Genomic DNA, 18,117 nt, shown 5'->3' with positions numbered 1-18,117 from the left:
CGTGCTCCTCAGATGCCCATGCGACTGACTTCGAGATAGGCCGAGACGACCTTGTCGCGGATGGCGACGGCGGTCTGCAGCGCCTGCTGGGCGCTCATCACGGCATCGACCACCTGACGGGTGTCGGCGTCGCCCTTGAGTGCCTGGAGCGACACCTGCTCGGCATTCTGCATGGTGCTGACGGTCTTGGAGGCAGCCTGGCTCACCGCTTCGGCGAAGGAGGTGCCAAGGTTGCCAGCTGTCGCGGGCGCGACACCGCCCTGAAGCAGGTCGGTGGCTGTGTCGCCCAGTCCAGGCTTCAGGTTAAGCGCGCCGATGCCGTTGACGATCATTGGTTCCTCATCAGGTCGATGGTCATTGAAATGAGGTCGCGCGCCTGCTTCACAACTTGCAGGTTGGCCTCGTAGGAGCGGTTGGCCTCGGTCATGTCGGCCATTTCGATCAGCACGTTCACATTGGGCATCTTGACGTAGCCCTTGTCGTCGGCAGCCTCGTTGCCGGGCTGAAATTCGACGGGAAAGTTGCTCGGGTCGCGGTCGATCGAATTCACTTCAACCGTCGAGCTGCCGGAAGCCCGGTCGAGTTCGGAGACGAAGCTGATGGTCTTGCGGCGATACGGGTCGGCGCCCGGCGTGGTGCCTGTCGACTGGGCATTGGCGAGGTTTTCCGAGACCACGCGCAGGCGCTCGGACTGGGCGCCGAGGCCTGATGCTGCGACTTTGAGGGCTGCGGTCAGTGCGTCCATGATCAGCTCTTCACCGCCATCATCATCATTGAGTGGAATGCCTTGACGATGGCCGTGTTGAGTTCGAAGGAGCGGCGTACCTCGCCGGCCTTGAGAAGCTGGTCTTCAAGCACGACCGTGTTCTTGGACGGCATGATCACGCCGTCGTCTTCCTGCGGCTTGATGGTGAAGCCGGCATTGGTGGCAGCACTGCCGAGATGGCCGGGCTCGGTGATCTGGAGCGACACCGCGGTGCGGTCGAGCACCTTCTCGAACGGCTCGACATCATTTGCCGTGTAGCCCGGCGTGTTGGCATTGGCGATGTTGCCGGCGACCGCCGACTGACGCACGGACAGCCACTGCGCTTGCTTGGCGGCGAGATCGAAAAGGGAAACAGGCTCCATGGGAATCTCCGGGCATGTGCCCAAAGACTAGGCCGCCAGTCTTGCGCGGACCTTGCGGACGGTCGCTAGAGTATGACGGCGAAAAATATGAAGCGGCTTTCGGACGGCATCTTGCTCCGTCTCTTTGAATTGGATCCAGCTCTGGCCAAAGCGGAGACGGCCTTACCGGGAAAGCTCGATCACCTGGTTGGCGCTGGTGAGCATGACCCATTTGCCGTTGCGCTGTTCGATCGCCGATACCTTGCTGGAATCCGGCAGCGTCGAACCCCGCTGGACCATCCACAGGCCGGTGTCGTCCTCGATCATGGCGCGGCCGTTGGCGACGTGGACCATGCGGAACTTCGCGATATCGGCGGGAAAGGGTTGGTCGCCGGGTGGGTCCGCTTTGGAATCGTCCTGCACCGTGCCGGTGGCAAGCAGGTCGACGCTGGTGTTGGGAACGTCCTTGGCGGTCAGCGGCGCGCTGCGTGCGGCGACCACACCGCCGCCCGCGCGTCCCGAATTGGTGCCGGTGCCGCCGAACTTGATCGCCTGCACGCCGAACTGGTCCTGGTTGAAGAAAATGTACCAGGGAAACAGGGCGCAGGTCAGGCCGAGCGTGATGCCGAGCGCGGCGATGACGACGTCGCTGCGACGGTCAGCCTTCTTTCTCAATTTTGGAAATTGCGCCTTTGGCGGTTGCGGCCATTCGGTGGCGGCGAACAGGCCATCGATCAGCGATTCGCGGCTGGCCTGCGTCATCTCGGGAGCATCGACGCCGGGAACCACATGCGTTGAGGAAAGGGCGGTCCGACCCAGAACAGGTTCGGACCTGGGGAGAGCCGGTTTGACGGCCCTGGCCAGAACAGCCGCGGTCCGGGCGGCCATGGCGCCGGCGGTGTTTGCCTTGGCGACCCTGGCCTCCTCCGCTCGAGCCTGCTCCGCGGCGTTCGCCTCGGCGATCATCTCGTTCAGGAGGCGCTCGGTGTACTGGCGTTCAGTCTCCTGGTTCGGCATTCTGTTTTCCCTTGAGATAACGGGCAAGGTCGGAGAACGGATCGGCGGACGGACGGTCCCTGGGTGATTGCGTCAGCGCCTCATAGATCAGGGGCACCTGGCGCACAGCCATGTCGAGTTCGGCGTCGACGCCGCCCTGATAGGCGCCGAGCAGGCGGATGTCGCGCGTGTCCTCGAAGCGGGAGACCATCGACTTCAGCCGCGTCACAAGGGCTCGCTGCTCGACGCTCCAGGCCTTGCCCGCCAGCCGTGATATGGACGACAGCGGATTGACGGGCGGATAGCGGCCCTGTTCGGCGATCGCGCGGTCGAGCACGACATGGCCGTCGAGGATGCCGCGCACCGAATCGGCGACCGGATCGTTGTGATCATCGCCGTCGACCAGCACGGAAATTATTGCCGTGATCGATCCTTTGCCTGCCAATCCTGGACCTTCGGCTCCAGGCCCGGCGCGCTCGAGCAGCTTGGGCAATTCGGTGAAGACCGAGGCGGGATAGCCGCGGGCGACCGGCGGCTCGCCGGTTCCCGTCGCCACCTCGCGCAGCGCGTGGGCGAAGCGGGTGATCGAATCCAGCACCAAAAGCACGCGGTGGCCCTGATCGCGGAAATGCTCCGCCACGCGCATGGCGGTGTCGGGCGCGCGCCGGCGCATCATGGCGCTCTCGTCGCTTGTGGCGACGACGGCGACGGTCTTGGCCATGCTGTCGCCGATCGTGTCCTCGAGGAATTCACGGACCTCGCGGCCGCGTTCACCGATCAGCGCCACGACGACCGTGTCGAACGCGTCGGCGCCGGCGAGCATGGCAAGCAGCGTCGACTTGCCGACGCCGGAGCCGGCGAAGACACCCATGCGCTGGCCGAAGCAGAGCGGCGTGAAGATGTCGATGACCTTGACGCCGGTCATGAAGGCGGTGCCGACGCGCTGCCGCGCCATGGCGCCGGGCGTCGCGGCGGCCGCCGACATGTCGTCGCCCCTGATCAGAGGCGGACCACCATCGATCGCCCGGGTGAGCGCGTCGACGGCGCGGCCGCGCCACGAGGCATGCGGCGCCACCGCGAGCGGACCCCTGCGGAACACCGCATCGCCGATGCCGGCGTCGGCGCTGCGTTCGAAGGGGGCGATCACAACCTCGTCACGGCTGATCTTGACAATCTCGCCGCGGCGCGCGCCGGCGTGGCCGCGCTGCTCGACGATGTCACCCAACCTGGTGAAATCGGAGAGGCCGCGCACCTTGTAGTGCGTGGGTGTGACTTCGGTGACGAGGCCGCCGCGCTTGACCAGCCCGTCGCCGTCGCCGAAGCGCCTGATAATCCGCTCCAACCCGGCAAGCCTATCCTGCGGCGCCGGCTGGAGCTGTCTTTCGGGTGCGCGGATGGATGGTTGCCCTGACGACATGCTACGACTTCGAGCCGAGCGTCTTTATCGCCTCGTCGGTGGAAGAATCGGTCTGCCGCATCAGCGCGGCGGTGTTCTCGAAGGCTCGCTGAACCATGATCAGCCGGGTCATTTCCAGCACCGGATTGACGTTGGATTCCTCGACGAAACCTTGCGCTATGCCGACATCGGAACGGTCGGTGACTGGTTCGGGCGTGCTTGCGGGCACAATGCCGGAATTGCCGTAGCGAACGAAATTCTGGCCCGGATCGAAATTGTAGAGGCCGATCGAGCCGACGAGCTGTTCGTTCTGGCGCAGCGAGCCGTCGGCGCCGGCCTTGGGCGGGCCGTTGCGGGGATCGAGCTGGATCGGCGCGCCGCCGGCGTCGAGCACCGGGTGGCCCTCGACCGACATCAGCTCGCCATTCTCGTTCATCGAAAAGCGGCCGTCGCGGGTCATGACGGTGCCTGCCGGCGTGTCGATGGCGAACCAGGCGTCGCCCTGGATGGCGAAATCGAACGGGTTGCCGGTTTCTGTCATGGCACCGTGAGCCCCCGACAGATAGGTCTTGCCGGAGGAAGCGAACGATACCGACTTCTGCCCTGCACCCGACACCACGTCCTCGAACTTCACGCCGGTGGCGCGAAAACCGACGGTGCTGGCGTTGGCGACATTGTCGGCGATCGTATCGAGCCGGCGCTCGAGGGCCATCTGGGCGGAGAGGGCGACGTAGAGACTGTCTCGCATGATCAGAACTTCAGTTTCTGCATGGCCATCATCAGGTCGGTGGAGATGCCCGATGTGACCGGTTTGGCGAAAAGCACGCTGATCGATGTCACGGCCGTCGAGGTCGGATTGTTGATCTCGTACATGCTGGTGAAGCGGGTCAGGAACTTGTTGAGTTTCACGGGATCCGTGAGATCCGAGATGTCGAGCTTCTGCTCGAACAGTTGCGCCTGCTTGTCGATGTCGGCGGTGGCGAAGGAATCAGGCAGCCCCAGCGCGGTGCGCACCACGCTGGCCAGCGCGGTGTCGGCCAGCACGTCGTACCAGCTGGTGATGGTTGACGCCTTGCGGTTGAAATAGAGTGCCAGGCGCACGCCCTCATTGGTCTTGCCGGCGTCCTCCTCGAGGGTCTGGCGCATGTAGCTGTCGACGGTCGGTTGCTGCGCCGGATTGATGGTGGTCGCTGCTTCGCCGTACTGCTCGAAGTTGAAAGCGGAGGCGAGTCCGGCGTAGGCCTTGTTGGTCATCTTGTTGGCGACGCTGTCGGGGTCGCGGATACCACCGGTCAGTACGCTGCGGATGAGGTCCTTGCTTTCCTTCGCCGGATCGAGCCCAAAGGACGAGAGCGCATAGTTGTACAGCCGGCTGTCGGCCATCAGATCGTCGATGGATTTCACGTTCGTGATGTTGGGCAGATAGTATGCGGTCTCCGACTTGATGTAGTCCGCATTCGGCGTGATCAGGCCTAGCGCCGATTCCGTCGTGTAGACATTCAGCGTGTCTTTCTGCACCGCATCACGCGATGTCGTCTGGTCGCCGTACTGGGCAAAATCGAAGGCCGTGACGAAGTTGGCGTAGCGTTTATCGGTCAGTTTGTTCGCGGGGCTGTTGGGATCGCTGACGCCGCCCGCGAGCATCGTGCTTATCTGCAGCGGCGTTTCGGTCGATGCATCCAATCCGTAGGAAGCCATAGCGAAGGTAAGCAGGCGCTTGTCCGCCATGAGGTCGCCGATCGACTTCACTTTGGAGATGTTTGCCGCATAATAGTCGGCCTCGCCCTTGATGTACTGCGCGCTCGGCTTGACCAAAGTCAGTCCGGCTCCGGCCATGAATCCTTTCGGAACCGCCTGGACGTCGTCGCGCGCGGTCGTCTGATCGCCGTACTGGACGAAATTGAAGGCCGAAACGAAATTGGCGTAGCTCTTGTCGGTCAGTTTGTTGGCGGGACTGTTGGCGTCGCTGACGCCACCTTCGAGCATTGCCCTGACGGTTGCGGCCGGTTCGGTTTCGGAGTCGAGCCCGAATGCTGCCATCGCGTATGCCAGCAGGCGGGAGTCGCCCATCAGGTCGTCGACCGACTTCACCTTGGAGATATTGGTGACGTAGTAGGCGGTTTCGCTCTGGTAATAAGAAAACCCCGACTGCGTAGCGCCGATCTGGACTTGCAGCGGATAGTTCTTCGTCACCAGTTGCTGGGCCTTGTTGTAGATCGTCGCATCGGCGCCGTTGGCAGCGAAATTGAAGGCCCTGACGAACGCGGCGTAGCGCTTGTCGGTCAGCTTGTTCGCAAAACTGTCGGGATTGGTGACGCCTTCCTTGAGCGCCTTGACCATGAACGCCTTGGCGTAGTCCATGTTCTCCAGCCCATAGGCCTTCATGGCATATTTGAACAAGCGATCGTTCTTGACGAAATCGTCGATCGATTTCACCTTGGTGATGTTGGCGAGGTAATATTGGGTATCGCGATCGACCGTCGGCTGCTGCTCGATACGGTCGATCGACTTGTTGATGTCTTTGATGATCAACTGGTAGCTGGTATAGGTACTGAGCAAGGACGCGCCTCCGGCCGAAGCTATGTCAGCACAATAAGCTCACTTCCTTGCGCGAAACTGAATCGCCAACTTTCGATTCCATGGCGGCTCCGATTCAAGCCTCACACAAGGCACGGGGACTATCCCTTCTCCGACGTGAAATGCGGAAGGACCGCTCGTGGGCATTCTGATTGGACTTGTGGTGACGCTTGGCTGCGTCCTTGGCGGCTTCATGGCCATGGGCGGGCATCTGCACGTGCTGGTGCAGCCATGGGAGGCCGTGGTCATCTGCGGTGCCGCGCTCGGCACTTTCCTGGTCGCCAATCCGATGAAGACGGTCAAGGATACCGGCAAAGGCATACTGGAGGCCTTCAAACAGGCTGTGCCGAAGGAGCAGGACTATCTGGAAACCCTTGGCGTGCTGCACAGCCTGATGCGCGAGTTACGCTCCAAGTCGCGCAGCGAGGTCGAGGCGCATATCGACAATCCGGAGGAATCGGCAATCTTCCAGGCCTTTCCGACCGTGCTCAAGAACCACGACTTGATGAATTTCATCTGCGACTACTGCCGCATCATCATCATCGGCAACGCCCGCTCGCATGAAATCGAGGCGCTGATGGACGAGGAAATCCAGACCATCAAGTCCGACAAGATGAAGGCCTATCACGCGCTGGTCGCGGTTGGCGACGGACTGCCGGCGCTCGGCATCGTCGCCGCCGTGCTCGGCGTGGTCAAGGCGATGGGCGCCCTCGACCAGTCGCCGGAAATCCTCGGCGGCCTGATCGGCGCGGCGCTGGTCGGCACTTTCCTCGGCATCTTCCTGTCCTACGCGGTGGTCGGACCTGTCGCCACCAAGATCAAGACGGTGCGCGAGAAGAAGAACCGCCTCTACATCATCGTCAAGCAGACGCTGCTCGCCTACATGAACGGCGCGCTGCCGCAGGTGGCGATCGAGTTCGGCCGCAAGACCATCTCCTCCTATGAACGGCCGAGCATCGACGCCGTCGAACAGAGCACGATGAACACCGGCAGCGCCGAGAAGAAGGCCGCCTGAGCGATGCGCGACAGACCGGTGCCAAAACTGTCATGACGAGTCCGGGCAGCCCCTCGCAAGCGCGCTCGTTGATCATCGAGCGTCTGGTCGGCGACAGCGGCGAGGCCGATCAGGTCATCGACGCCGGACGCGCCATGGCCGAACGCGCCGTGCCGCTGCTGCAGAAGGCGCTCTCGGGCGAACTCGGCATTCCCGTAATCGTCGACCTCAAGGCCGTCGAGGTCAGCCGCGTTCCGGAGGCGCGCTCGCGCGCCGGCGACAATTTCGCCATGACCGTCGTCGGCTCGCCGGCGTCCTCGGACGCGATGACCCTCGTCATGGATGCTCCCGCGATCGCGATCATGGTCTCGACGCTGTTCGGCGGCGACCCGGACATGCCGGTGTCGCCGATCGAGCGCGACCTGTCGTCGATCGAGGCCGATGTCTCGACCATGGTGTTCCAGGAGGTTGCGCAGGCCCTGAACGGATCGGGACGTCGCTCGCTCGAACTGCGGCTGCCGGTGCCGCGGGCCATGTCGGGCATCGAGGCCAGGCGACACGTGTTGCGCGACGGCGCAGCGATCCGCATCGTCCTCGGCATCTCGACGCCGGTCGACAGCGGCTCGATCACGGTGACGATGCCGCAGCGTATCGTGCTGGCCGGCCGCGACGGGACGGCAAGCGTCAGCGACGACGATCACAGCACCAGCTGGCGGGCACGCTTTTCGGAAGAGGTGATGCGCTCGACCGTGGCGCTCGAAGCCACCATGCCGCTGGCACGGCTGACGCTCGGAGACCTCGCCAATCTCGAAGTAGGCCAGGTCATCGACTTCGAAGAAACGGCGCAATCGCGCGCCCGCCTCGGCGCGCGCGGCCAGACGCTGTTCGTATGCGAGTTCGGCAAACTGGGGCAGAATTACACCGTCCGAATCAGGCATCCTTTCGATGCCGGGCAGGACTTTATCGACGGGCTCATGCCGGCTGGTGCCGGGCGCGCCTGAGCTTTTGGAGACGACGCATGGCCAAGACCAAGGTAGAACCAGAGCTCGACCAGCCGGACGAGCAGCTCGATCGCGCCATCGAGGAATTGCGCGGGGTCCTGCACGAAGAAGAGCAACGCCCTGATGCGGCGTTCAGGGCCGCCGCGGCAGCCAATTCGAGCGTCATCATGAACATCCCAGTCGATGTCCAGATCATTCTCGGCAGCACCGAGATGGCGGTTGCCGATCTGATGGCGCTGCAGAAGGGGTCGACGGTCGCGCTCAACCGGCGCATCGGCGAACCGGTCGATGTGGTGGTGAACGGCCGCAAAATAGCGCGCGGCGAGATCACCGTGCTCGAAAGCGACCCTTCGCGCTTCGGCATCAGGCTGACCGAAATCATCGCCGGCACGAAGGGCGCCTAGACATGGCTGGCGGGGCTTGCCGATGGCAGCGGAGGCGAAAGGCATGACAACGCCGCTGACGACCCTGACGCGCGCACAGAAGGCGGCAGCCATACTCGTGGCGATGGGCAAACCGTCCGCCAGCCGCCTGTTGAAATTCTTCAAGCAGGAAGAGCTGAAGGCGCTGATCGAGGGCGCCCGGCTGCTCAGGACCATTCCGCAGAGCGATCTCGAGCGCATCGTCGCCGAATTCGAGGCCGAATTCACCGAGGGCGCGGGCCTGCTCGATTCCGCCGACAGGATGGACACCATCCTCAACGAGTCTCTCTCGCCCGAAGAGATGAACGCCATCATGGGCAACAAGAAGCCCGAGGCGGCACCCGAAGGGCCACCGCCGATCTGGCCCGATCTCGAAAAGCTCGAGCCCTCGCGGCTGGGCGCGTTCCTCGCGGGCGAACATCCGCAGACGGCGGCCATGGTGCTGTCGAAACTGGCGCCACAGGCGGCGGCGAGCGTGCTTTTGACGCTGACGAAGCCGATGCGCGGCGAAATCATCAAGCGCATGGTGACGATGGCCAATGTTCCGGCCGCCGCCACCAGGATCGTCGAGAACCGGCTGCGCGCCAGCGTGCTGTCGGACACCACGACCAAGGATACTTCGGCCGGGCAGGCGCGCGTCGCCAGCGTGCTCAACGAGCTGGAAAAGCCCCTGCTCGATGAGGTCATGCAGGATCTCGAAGCCGCCGGCACGCCCGACCTCGACGGTGTTCGGGCCCGGCTGTTCGCTTTCGACGATTTGCCGCTGCTCACCCAGAAGGCGCGCGTGCTTTTGTTCGACGGGCTGTCGACCGAGCTTGTCACGCTGGCGCTGCGCGGCACGTCGGCGGCACTGGCCGAAGCGGTCCTGTCGGCGATCGGCGCCCGCTCCCGGCGCATGATAGAGGCCGAACTCGGGCAAGGGTCGGAGGGTGTGCCCGCCGCCGACATCATGGCGGCACGCAAGACGATCGTGACGACGACGATCCGGCTGTCGCGCGAAGGCGCCTTCGAACTTCCCTCGACGCAGAACGCCGCCTAAGGCATGTCCGACGCCGTCGACAAGGACTCGAAAACCGAAGAGGCGACTGAAAAGAAGGTCCGCGACACCATCGAACAGGGCAAATTGCCCCATTCGAGGGAGACCGCGATCCTGTCCTCCTTTGTCGCCATACTGGTGTTCACGGTCTTTTACGCCAAGGACGCCATCGTCGAGCTCGGCATGTTCCTGTCGATGTTCCTCGAGAAGCCCGAAGCCTGGCCGATGGACACCGAGACAGATGTCATCGCGCTCTACAAGCTCGTCATGCTGGAAGTGGGCCGCGCCGTACTCAGCCTGCTGGTGCTGCTCACCGTTGCCGGCATCGGCGCCTCGGTGCTGCAGAACATGCCGCAATTCGTCGGCGAGCGGATCCGGCCGCAGATGTCACGCATCTCGATCGTCAAGGGCTGGAACCGGATGTTCGGCGCCCAGGGCTGGGTCGAGTTCCTGAAGTCCCTCGCAAAAGTCGGCTTTGCCATCGCCGTGCTCACCTTCACGCTGTCGGAGGATCACCGCAAGCTGCTTGCGGGGATGATCACCAATCCGGTCGCTTTCGGCCTCGTCATCCGCGGCATCGCCGTCGACATACTGGTGGCGATCGTCTTCGTCATGGGACTGATCGCGGCGATCGACATCGTCTGGTCGCGCTTCCACTGGAAGCAGGACCTGCGCATGAGCAAGCAGGAGGTCAAGGACGAGTTCAAGCAGTCCGAGGGCGATCCGATCGTCAAGTCGCGGCTGCGTTCGCTGGCGCGAGACCGGGCGCGCAAGCGGATGATGACGGCGGTGCCGCGCGCGACGCTTGTAATCGCCAACCCGACCCACTTCTCGATCGCGCTGAAATATGTGCGCGACGAGGACTCGGCGCCGCTCGTGGTGGCGAAGGGGCAGGATCTCGTGGCGCTGAAAATCCGCGAGATCGCCAAGGAGCATAACATCCCGATCTTCGAGGACGTGGCGCTCGCCCGCTCCATGTACAAGCAAGTTTCGGTCGATAATGTGATCCCGTCGCAATTCTACCAGGCCGTCGCCGAACTGGTGCGGATCGTCTACTCGAAAAAGGCTGAGCGCAGACAGATTTCATGAACCGCCAACCGCACGCAAAATCCCGCGAGATCATCGTCGCCAGCGCCATCGAGCAGGTGGTGGTGGAACTCAGGCTGATCGACGTCGCCGACTATATCGCCTTCATCCGGCTGGAGCATTTCGCCTGCCTGTCGGATCTGGTCGATTCAGCGGCGGAGCTGTTCTTCATGCCGGGTACGCTGCGGCTCGGCCATGGCGGCGAGGCGCATGTCGACTGGAGCGGCAGCCCGCGCATCGTGCTCGACCTGGAGCTCAGGCCACCCGGCGTGACCGTCTATTTCCAGCTGACGCTGAGCGAAACCGGCAACACGGTCGTGGTCAATTACGTGTCGTTTGAAAAACCGGGCGAAGACCCCCAGCACAACACGGCGCTGCTGGAGGCGGTGATCGAACAGGCCCGTATCCGCAAGGTCGAACCGCTGGCGTTTTAAAGCGCTTCGGTCAGCCGATAGCGGCTACTCGATAAGTCCCAGCCGCAGCGCCTTGGCGACCGCCTGGTTGCGGTTGACGGCGTTGAGCTTCTGGGTCGACTGGGTGAGGTACTGGTTGGCGGTGTGCACCGATAGTTTCAGGAGCCGCGCGATCTCCTCGCTGGTGTTGCCGTTGGCGGTCAGCTTCAGGCATTCGAGCTCGCGCTTGGAGATCGACCGCATTCTGCCGACATCGCCCGGACGCATCCGCGCGACGGCGGCGAACAGCGAAAAGCAGCGAGCGTGGATTTCGTAGAGCGCATCCTGCGGCAGCGCGATCTCCGATCCCAGGAAGACGACAAGGCCGCATTGGCCGCGATCGGCATGGACGGGAAAGGCAATGCCACTCGATCCGGGTGTCAGCGGCGCCATCTGTCCGGTCCAGGCCAGATTGCCGAACATGTCGGCCATCGCCGACACGCCATCATCCGTCCACCAGCGCGGCTCGGTCGAAATCCGGCTATGGCGAACGATCTCCTCGCCATTGGCGCCTGAAATGAATTTCGACGCCACCGCGACGCTGGGATAATCGGAATCAAAGCACGGGACCAGCCGGGCGCGCTCCGGCGACGGGCTGACGAAGAACAGGCCGAAGGCCGAGGCGTTGATGTCGACTGATATCCAGCGGCAGCGGCGCACCGCATCGGGAATGGTGACGGCGTGATGTGTTTCGGATCCCAGCGAGAAGGCGCCGAAAGGGCTGCGCTGCTCGTTGAAAAGGGCTTCCGCGGCGTCCTTGATCTCGGTGTGTTTCAAATGATGCCACTCCTGATCGCCGTGGCGATGGCCATCGCACGGTTGCTGGCAGCGAATTTCTGGATGGCGTGGGTGATGTAGCTGTTGACGGTGTTTGAGGAGACGCCGAGGATGACGGCAACCTCGTCGGTGGTCTTGCCTTCCGAGACCCAGAACAGGCATTCGCGCTCACGGTCCGACAGCGGATCCTGCATGGCCGCGGCGGCGATCAACTGCGGAATGTGCGAGAGCGCGTAGCAGCATTTCAGTTGCGCCTTCATCAGCGCCGGCTGGTCGATCCGGCCGGCGGCCGCCGCCGAGAACAAGGCGAACAGGCGCTGACGGCCGACATTCAGCCGCAGTGAATAGATCTCGGCATGGCCGAGAACGTCGAGCAGCCGGGCCTCTTCACCCGAGACCAGCCCGTCGGCATCCGGCGCCTGGGCCGCCACCAGCGGTGTCGGACGGATACCGGGTGCGGCGGTGAGGGGTCCCTGGGCAAGACCGGCGATCAGCCGCTTGCCGATCAGCTCGATGGCGTCGAAGATCCAGTTCGAGGAGACGATACGCGCATCGTTGCGGTCCTGGTCATGGACGATGGCGACCAGCATGTAGCTGTCGGCGCCGATCTCGGCGGTCAGCTCCATGAAGAAGCTGGTGAGATCACCGCGCGACGTCAGGCGCGAGCCCAATGTGTCGGATTGAAGAGGCGCGGCGGGACTGCTCATCTGCTGCTTTTGGCCGGAATCGATGCTGATGTCCGGTTGCTGGAGAGCCAGCCGCCGAACCCGAAAACGCATTACTTTTACGAGACACACACGAGGCGCGGGGCCGCGCCCAACCAGACGGAATCCATTCAGGGAACGCGAAGACATCCGCGTCTGGCGCCGGAGAAGCCCGGAACGTGAGACTTTGGGTGGTCGCCGCGCCCCCCGAGGACCGGCTGATTCGGGTCTAATCTACCCGCAGATGAATCCGACATCAAACGCGATTTGACAAAATCGAATCTGGGGGACTCCGCTTGCGACTCAGGGGAGCTTTCGGAGCCATTAAGGGGCGAAAATACCGGGACTGTGCGCGTAGGCCATATCAGCGTCCGGCCCGTTGCGGTAGTTTCGCTCGTGCCGAAGGGGTGGGCACCCCCGGCAGTCGAGCGCAAGGTCGGCAGCGCGGAATGCGGTTGTCCGCTGCGGCGCTACTCGGGTCTTGGCAAGGTTGGTTTCGGGGGAAACAATGAGCGATTCATTTCGGGAAGTTACTTCAATCTCGTGGTTCGGGCGGATCAAGCGCGCGGTCGGCGGGGTTATCTTCGGCCTGCTGTTGATCGTGCTGATGGTGATAGGGCTGTTCTGGAACGAAGGCCGTGCGGTGCAGACGGCGCGCTCGCTGGCCGAGGGCTCTGGTGCCGTGGTCTCGGTGGAGGCTGATAGTTCCGATGCCGCCAATGAAGGCAAACTGGTGCATGTCAGCGGGCCAGTGACGGCGGACAGCAGCTTGGCGGATCCGGATTTCGGCATCACGGCGCAAGGGCTGCGCCTGTCGCGCGGCGTCGAGATGTATCAGTGGAAAGAAGAGTCCAAATCGGAAACCACCAAGAAGCTTGGCGGCGGCGAGGAGACGGAGACGACCTACAGCTATTCGAAGGTGTGGGACGACAGCCAGATCGACTCGTCGGACTTCAAGAAGCCCGACGGCCATCAGAATCCGCCGATGGCGATCCACAGTCGTGCCTTTCAGATTCCACAGGGCAAGCTTGGCGCTTTCGATCTCGATACGCCGGTGCTGGATCGCATCGATGGCGACAAGGGTCTTTCGTTGTCGGCCAGCCAGTCAGCCGCGATCAAGGCCGCCTACACCGGAACGAGGCCGCTCAGCATCGTCGATGGCAAGATCTATCTCGGCAGCGACAACACGACGCCCGCGCTAGGCGACTACCGTATCGGCTACGAGTTGGCGCCGCTCGGCGTGGTCAGCATCGTGGCGCGCCAGGCCGGCAGCCGATTCGAGCCCTACCAGACGCAGGCGGGCGATGCGCTGCTGATGGTCGACACCGGCTCGGTGCCGGCCGACAAGATGTTCGCCGAGGCGGTCAGCGCCAACACGCTGATTACCTGGCTGCTGCGCATTGCCGGCCTTTTATTGCTGACCATCGGTTTTGCGCTGTTCCTCAGCCCGATCAGCGTGATCCTCGACGTGATCCCGTTCCTTGGCGGCATGGCGCGGATGGGAACCGGCATCATCGCCTTCTTCCTGGCGATCCTGGTCGGCGCCACGACAATCGCGATTGCCTGGTTCTGGTATCGGCCGGTTCTGGCAGCGGCCATCCTGGCGGTCGGCGTCGTCGCGGCGGCGGCGGTCTATTATCTCGGACGATCACGCAGGGCAGCCGCGCCAATGGCCGCGCCGAGCACCGGCATCGCAACGTAGCTTGCAAAAAGGGCGGCCACGCCGCCCTTTTACTGTCTGTCTTTGCTCGCCTGGATTTGCTGGCAGGCTTACCGATCCTCGAAGCCGGTCAGCACGCCGACGGCGTTGATGCCGATCTCCTCGACGGCATAGCCGCCTTCCTGGACGAACAGCGTCGGCAGGCCGAGTTTGGCGATGCGCCGGCCGATCTTCGGATAGTCGGGGCTTTTCAGCTTGAACTGGCTGATCGGGTCCTTCTCGAAGGTGTCGACGCCGAGCGAGACGACGACGATGTCAGGCGCGTATGCGGCGAGCCTGGCGCAGGCATCCTCGAGTGAGGCATTCCAGGCATCCCAACCGGTGCCGAAGGGCATGGGGTAGTTGATGTTGAAACCTTCGCCCGCGCCCGCGCCGCGCTCATCGGAATGGCCGAGGAAGAAGGGGTACTCGACCATCGGATCACCGTGCAGGTTGAGAACCTGCACGTCGGCGCGATCATAGAATATCTCCTGCGTGCCATTGCCGTGGTGATAATCGACGTCGAGGATCGAGACCCGTTTGGCACCCTGGTCACGAAACCATTGCGCGGCGACCGCGGCGTTGTTGATGTAGCAATAGCCGCCCATGAAGCCGGCGCCGGCATGGTGGCCGGGCGGACGGCAGAGCGCGAAGGCCGATCTCTCGCCGTCCTTGACCAGGCCGGCTGCGGTCAGCGCCACGTCAAAGGACGATTTGATCGCGGTCCAGGTGCCCTCGACGAAGGTGGCGCCGCCGTCGAAGGAATAGTAGCCGAGCAGGGCATCGATGCGCTTGGGCGGCACGTCGCCGCGCAGGCCGCGCGTCGGCCAGGTGAAGGGCATGGCCGAGCCCGTGAAGCCGGATTCCACCCATTGCGGCCAGACGGTCGGCAGGAAGTCGATGTAGTCGGCCCTGTGGACGCGCTTGGCGGCGGCAAGGTCGTGCTCGACCGGCGCTATGATCGGACCGAGCTTCTCGCTTTCGACCCGCGCCTTGATGAACTCCGCGCGCGAGGGCTTTTCAAAGCCAGGCACGATGGCTGAGGTAACCAGTTCCATTTGGCCGGCATGACCGGCGTGAAGCGGCGAATAGACAGTCTTCATGAAATTCCTCTCAAAGTGCGCAACTAAGGCAATTCCAGGAACGGTGTGAAGCGGTTTTCCCTCCGGAATTGCGTTGAAACCGGTCAGCCAAGATTGAGATAGGGGCTCAGCAGAGCAAGCCACATGGTTTCGACATCGTCCTCGATGAGGTCGAATGTCCTGCGGTCCTTCTTCAGCCCCACGAGCCGGCAGGCATGCCCGACCTCCATCATCACCACCCCGAGCCGGCTGGCGATCTTGCCTTCGAGTGCCGGGTTCACATGCTGCAGCCATGCGGCATAGAGGGCGATGATCTGGTCGTCATATTCGTTCTGGATCGGCCGCAGGTCCGCATTGCCTGAAATGGCCTCGATCACCGGCATCAGGGTGGCGTTTTCGAGATAGAGCTTCGATGTGTCGATGAAGAGCTTGCGCACTTCCCGCCGGAACTCTTCGCGGTTGGTGGGCGGGGCGATCTTGATGCGCCTAGCGATCACCTCGGGAAAGGATGACAGCCAGCGCCGGGCGAGATCCAGAAGAATGGCTTCCTTGTTGGGAAAGTACTGGTAGATCGAACCGACCGACAGCCCCGCGCGCTGCGCGATGGCGAGCGTCGTCGGCGTCTTGGTTCCTTGCTCCCGCGTCAGGATCAGCGCCGCGTCGAGAATCCTGTCGACGACCTTGCTGGACCGCTGTTGCCGCGGCTGCTTGCGCGGCTCGAGCGCTATCCTGGTTTTGCGGTCGAGACTGCGCTTCACTGCTTGATGCCCTCGTTCCCGCCTGGTCCCAACACAAGCGAAGCGCTTCTGTCCACAATACATTCTAAATCCGGCATGTTGACAAACGCGAATAATCAGTCGCATTCTTTATCCACGCTGTCTCTTGGGATAACAAGGGGAATTTCGAAGACAGCGCACTGGCATCATTCGTTGTCCGATAGCGCCACGCCGTGGTGTGCAGGTCGTTGGACGCGAGCTTTGCCGGTCTCAGTCAGTCGTCATAAAACGCGGAGTCGCGATGTCGGTCACGGGTGCGGGTGATAGTGCGGATCTGATTGTCGTCAACGGCCGTGTGCTGACCATGGACGGTGACAATCCCGCCGCCGAGGCCGTTGCCGTCAAGGACGGCGCCATCATCGCCATTGGCAGCAGCACCGCCATCGAAGAGTTCAAGGGATCGGGTACCAAGGTCATCGACGCCAAGGGCGGTTCGGTGATCCCGGGCTTCATCGAAGCGCATATGCATCTTTTCGGCGGCGCGGCGGAACTCGACAATCTGCACCTGGCGGGGGTGCATGGCTTCGATGCCTTGCGCGATTCGATCCAGGCCTACGCCGCCAAACGGCCGAATGCCAAATTGCTGGTGGGCGCCGGCGTCGGCTATGCGATCCTGCCCGAGCCGGTTACGCGCCACCATCTCGACCGCATCATTGCCGACCGTCCCTTCGCCATGTCGGCCTCCGACCATCACACCATGTGGGCGAACACCAAGGCGCTGGAAGAGGCCGGCCTGCTGCACGGCAAGCAAGTGGGGCCGGGCAACGAGATCGTCATGGGCGCCGATGGACTGGCGTCGGGCGAATTGCGCGAAGGCGAGGCGTTCGGTCCCATCCTGGAGTTCTACGGTCAGAACCGGACGCGGCTCGGGCTGGCGGGCGAGGAACCGCACCCTTATCCGTCCGCCGACGAACTCGTGGCCGACCGCGACCTGATGCATCGCGGGCTGGAATGGTGCGCCCGCCATGGCATCACCTCGATCCAGAACATGGACGGCAACCTTTACCAGCTTGAACTGCTTGCCGGCCTCGAACAGGAAGGGCGGCTCTTGTGCCGTACGCAAATTCCTTTCCACTTCAAGAACTTCATGGGTCTCGACGTGCTTGAAAAAGCATCGATGATGGCTTCGACCTATAAATCGGAGTGGCTGTCGTCGGGCATGGTCAAGGTGTTCTACGACGGCGTGCTCGATTCATGGACGGCGGTGATGGTCGAGCCCTATGCGGATCGTCCGGACTGGGTCGGCGAGCCGCTGTTTTCGCCCGAGCATTTCGCGCAAGTGGCGGTGGAGGCTGATCGTCGCGGCCTTCAAATCGCGGTGCATTCGATCGGCGACGGCGCCGTGCGCGCCGTGCTCGACGGCTACGAGGCGGCGCGGATGGCAAATGGCAAGCGCGACAGCCGGCATCGCATCGAGCACATCGAAGTGACCACCGAGGCCGACGTGCCGCGCTTTGCCGAACTCGACGTCATCGCATCGATGCAGCCGCCGCATCCGCCAGGCGCCCTGAACTTTCCGCTCGAACCGACGCTGTCACGCATCGGGCGCAAGAAATGGCCGCTGAGCTACGCCTGGCGGACGCTGAAGACGGCCGGCGCGCGCGTCGTGTTCGCTTCGGACTGGCCGGTGTCGCCCGTCGATCCGATCCTGGGCATTCAAGCGGCAGTGCTGCGCAAACCATGGGCAGAAGGCGATCCCGACCAGAGTTTCTCGCTGCAGGAGTCGCTTGCGGCCTATACGGTGGAGGGTGCCTATGCCGAATTCGCCGAGAATCGCAAAGGTCGCCTGAAGCCGGGCTATCTGGCCGATCTGGTGGTGCTCTCGGCCGATATCGAGAAGACGGCGCCTGAAGCGCTGCATACGGTTCGGCCGGTGACGACGATCTGCGGCGGCAAGGTGACATACCAAGCCTGACGGTGGCATGGGAATTGCCTTCTGAATCCAGGTTCAGTTACGCAGTTGCCAAGCTGGCCGCCATGTGATGACAATCGAACAGGAACGAAACCTGCCG

The 18,117-nt window shown here is 63.2% G+C and carries 19 protein-coding genes; 8 read left to right on the top strand and 11 right to left on the bottom strand.

The features are described from left to right. Positions 1-8: 8 nt before the first annotated feature. From O7B34_RS25125 to O7B34_RS25095, 7 genes are all read right to left on the bottom strand, one after another. Positions 9-332 (bottom strand): flagellar hook-basal body complex protein FliE, encoded by a 324-nt coding sequence (locus O7B34_RS25125; protein ID WP_027144750.1) that lies wholly within the window; start codon positions 330-332, stop codon positions 9-11. Continuing rightward, positions 329-745: a flagellar basal body rod protein FlgC gene (flgC, locus tag O7B34_RS25120; RefSeq protein ID WP_015315914.1), complete on the bottom strand. Its 417-nt coding sequence runs from the start codon at positions 743-745 to the stop codon at positions 329-331. The genes O7B34_RS25125 and flgC overlap by 4 nt, the downstream gene beginning before the upstream one ends. Positions 746-747: 2 nt before the next feature. After that, entirely contained in the window at positions 748-1,128 is a 381-nt protein-coding gene (gene flgB / locus O7B34_RS25115) for a flagellar basal body rod protein FlgB (protein WP_027144748.1), read from the bottom strand. 162 nt (positions 1,129-1,290) lie between these two features. Continuing rightward, positions 1,291-2,124 (bottom strand): hypothetical protein, encoded by an 834-nt coding sequence (locus O7B34_RS25110; protein ID WP_337148567.1) that lies wholly within the window; start codon positions 2,122-2,124, stop codon positions 1,291-1,293. Next, positions 2,105-3,520 (bottom strand): flagellar protein export ATPase FliI, encoded by a 1,416-nt coding sequence (gene fliI, locus O7B34_RS25105; protein WP_337148566.1) that lies wholly within the window; start codon positions 3,518-3,520, stop codon positions 2,105-2,107. The genes O7B34_RS25110 and fliI overlap by 20 nt, the downstream gene beginning before the upstream one ends. Position 3,521: 1 nt before the next feature. Then, positions 3,522-4,247: a flagellar basal-body rod protein FlgF gene (flgF, locus tag O7B34_RS25100; RefSeq protein ID WP_337148565.1), complete on the bottom strand. Its 726-nt coding sequence runs from the start codon at positions 4,245-4,247 to the stop codon at positions 3,522-3,524. A gap of 2 nt (positions 4,248-4,249) precedes the next feature. Further along, complete coding sequence (locus O7B34_RS25095) at positions 4,250-6,058, bottom strand: DUF1217 domain-containing protein (protein ID WP_337148564.1); 1,809 nt, start codon at positions 6,056-6,058, stop codon at positions 4,250-4,252. 157 nt (positions 6,059-6,215) lie between these two features. Here O7B34_RS25095 and motA point away from each other — a divergent pair, with 157 nt between their 5' ends. Genes motA through O7B34_RS25065 form a run of 6 tightly spaced genes read left to right on the top strand, consistent with a single transcriptional unit; the run spans position 6,216 to position 11,049 of the window. Then, positions 6,216-7,091: a flagellar motor stator protein MotA gene (gene motA / locus O7B34_RS25090; protein ID WP_140504127.1), complete on the top strand. Its 876-nt coding sequence runs from the start codon at positions 6,216-6,218 to the stop codon at positions 7,089-7,091. Positions 7,092-7,123: 32 nt separating this feature from the next. After that, positions 7,124-8,071, top strand: coding sequence for a FliM/FliN family flagellar motor switch protein (locus tag O7B34_RS25085; RefSeq protein ID WP_337148563.1), 948 nt, complete (start codon positions 7,124-7,126; stop codon positions 8,069-8,071). 17 nt (positions 8,072-8,088) lie between these two features. After that, complete coding sequence (fliN, locus tag O7B34_RS25080; protein ID WP_027144741.1) at positions 8,089-8,475, top strand: flagellar motor switch protein FliN; 387 nt, start codon at positions 8,089-8,091, stop codon at positions 8,473-8,475. 43 nt (positions 8,476-8,518) lie between these two features. Next, entirely contained in the window at positions 8,519-9,532 is a 1,014-nt protein-coding gene (locus O7B34_RS25075) for a flagellar motor switch protein FliG (protein ID WP_140712698.1), read from the top strand. 3 nt (positions 9,533-9,535) lie between these two features. Then, on the top strand, positions 9,536-10,618 hold the full coding sequence (gene flhB / locus O7B34_RS25070) for a flagellar biosynthesis protein FlhB (protein ID WP_337148562.1): 1,083 nt from the start codon (positions 9,536-9,538) through the stop codon (positions 10,616-10,618). Next, the gene (locus O7B34_RS25065) at positions 10,615-11,049 is read left to right on the top strand and encodes a hypothetical protein (protein WP_027144738.1); all 435 of its coding nucleotides are present in this window, start codon (positions 10,615-10,617) and stop codon (positions 11,047-11,049) included. The genes flhB and O7B34_RS25065 overlap by 4 nt, the downstream gene beginning before the upstream one ends. A gap of 24 nt (positions 11,050-11,073) precedes the next feature. On the opposite strand, the gene O7B34_RS25060 is transcribed toward O7B34_RS25065, so the two are convergent. Together O7B34_RS25060 and O7B34_RS25055 are read right to left on the bottom strand one after the other, a co-directional pair. After that, positions 11,074-11,844, bottom strand: coding sequence for a helix-turn-helix transcriptional regulator (locus O7B34_RS25060; protein WP_337148561.1), 771 nt, complete (start codon positions 11,842-11,844; stop codon positions 11,074-11,076). After that, positions 11,841-12,551: a helix-turn-helix transcriptional regulator gene (locus tag O7B34_RS25055; RefSeq protein ID WP_027144736.1), complete on the bottom strand. Its 711-nt coding sequence runs from the start codon at positions 12,549-12,551 to the stop codon at positions 11,841-11,843. The genes O7B34_RS25060 and O7B34_RS25055 overlap by 4 nt, the downstream gene beginning before the upstream one ends. A 505-nt stretch (positions 12,552-13,056) precedes the next feature. On the opposite strand from O7B34_RS25055, the gene O7B34_RS25050 reads away from it, so the two are divergent. After that, on the top strand, positions 13,057-14,250 hold the full coding sequence (locus O7B34_RS25050; RefSeq protein ID WP_337148560.1) for a TMEM43 family protein: 1,194 nt from the start codon (positions 13,057-13,059) through the stop codon (positions 14,248-14,250). Between the two features lie 68 nt (positions 14,251-14,318). Here the strand turns inward: O7B34_RS25050 and O7B34_RS25045 are convergent, their stop codons facing one another. Then, positions 14,319-15,350, bottom strand: a complete 1,032-nt coding sequence (locus O7B34_RS25045) for a histone deacetylase family protein (protein ID WP_337138633.1) — start codon at positions 15,348-15,350, stop codon at positions 14,319-14,321. 83 nt (positions 15,351-15,433) lie between these two features. After that, a complete protein-coding gene (locus tag O7B34_RS25040; protein WP_337148559.1) occupies positions 15,434-16,087 on the bottom strand; it encodes a TetR/AcrR family transcriptional regulator in 654 nt (217 codons plus the stop codon). A gap of 259 nt (positions 16,088-16,346) precedes the next feature. Between O7B34_RS25040 and O7B34_RS25035 the strand changes: the two genes are divergently transcribed. After that, complete coding sequence (locus O7B34_RS25035) at positions 16,347-18,020, top strand: amidohydrolase (protein ID WP_337148558.1); 1,674 nt, start codon at positions 16,347-16,349, stop codon at positions 18,018-18,020. The last annotated feature ends 97 nt before the right edge of the window (positions 18,021-18,117 follow it).

This window comes from Mesorhizobium sp. Cs1299R1N3 (assembly GCF_037179625.1).
GTDB classification, from domain to species: domain Bacteria; phylum Pseudomonadota; class Alphaproteobacteria; order Rhizobiales; family Rhizobiaceae; genus Mesorhizobium; species Mesorhizobium salmacidum.
The sequence above is the reverse complement of the archived record's forward strand: the minus strand, read 5'-3'. Positions and strand labels throughout refer to the sequence as shown.

Bases quoted from the DNA above. Each gene is read 5' to 3' on its own strand.
- O7B34_RS25045 (WP_337138633.1), bottom strand. From the start codon at position 15,350: ATGAAGACTGTCTATTCGCCGCTTCACGCCGGTCATGCCGGCCAAATG.
- flhB (WP_337148562.1), top strand. From the start codon at position 9,536: ATGTCCGACGCCGTCGACAAGGACTCGAAAACCGAAGAGGCGACTGAA.
- O7B34_RS25055 (WP_027144736.1), bottom strand. From the start codon at position 12,551: ATGAGCAGTCCCGCCGCGCCTCTTCAATCCGACACATTGGGCTCGCGC.
- O7B34_RS25065 (WP_027144738.1), top strand. From the start codon at position 10,615: ATGAACCGCCAACCGCACGCAAAATCCCGCGAGATCATCGTCGCCAGC.
- O7B34_RS25085 (WP_337148563.1), top strand. From the start codon at position 7,124: ATGACGAGTCCGGGCAGCCCCTCGCAAGCGCGCTCGTTGATCATCGAG.
- flgC (WP_015315914.1), bottom strand. From the start codon at position 745: ATGGACGCACTGACCGCAGCCCTCAAAGTCGCAGCATCAGGCCTCGGC.
- fliN (WP_027144741.1), top strand. From the start codon at position 8,089: ATGGCCAAGACCAAGGTAGAACCAGAGCTCGACCAGCCGGACGAGCAG.
- O7B34_RS25075 (WP_140712698.1), top strand. From the start codon at position 8,519: ATGACAACGCCGCTGACGACCCTGACGCGCGCACAGAAGGCGGCAGCC.
- O7B34_RS25125 (WP_027144750.1), bottom strand. From the start codon at position 332: ATGATCGTCAACGGCATCGGCGCGCTTAACCTGAAGCCTGGACTGGGC.
- O7B34_RS25050 (WP_337148560.1), top strand. From the start codon at position 13,057: ATGAGCGATTCATTTCGGGAAGTTACTTCAATCTCGTGGTTCGGGCGG.
- O7B34_RS25110 (WP_337148567.1), bottom strand. From the start codon at position 2,124: ATGCCGAACCAGGAGACTGAACGCCAGTACACCGAGCGCCTCCTGAAC.
- flgB (WP_027144748.1), bottom strand. From the start codon at position 1,128: ATGGAGCCTGTTTCCCTTTTCGATCTCGCCGCCAAGCAAGCGCAGTGG.
- O7B34_RS25035 (WP_337148558.1), top strand. From the start codon at position 16,347: ATGTCGGTCACGGGTGCGGGTGATAGTGCGGATCTGATTGTCGTCAAC.
- flgF (WP_337148565.1), bottom strand. From the start codon at position 4,247: ATGCGAGACAGTCTCTACGTCGCCCTCTCCGCCCAGATGGCCCTCGAG.
- fliI (WP_337148566.1), bottom strand. From the start codon at position 3,520: ATGTCGTCAGGGCAACCATCCATCCGCGCACCCGAAAGACAGCTCCAG.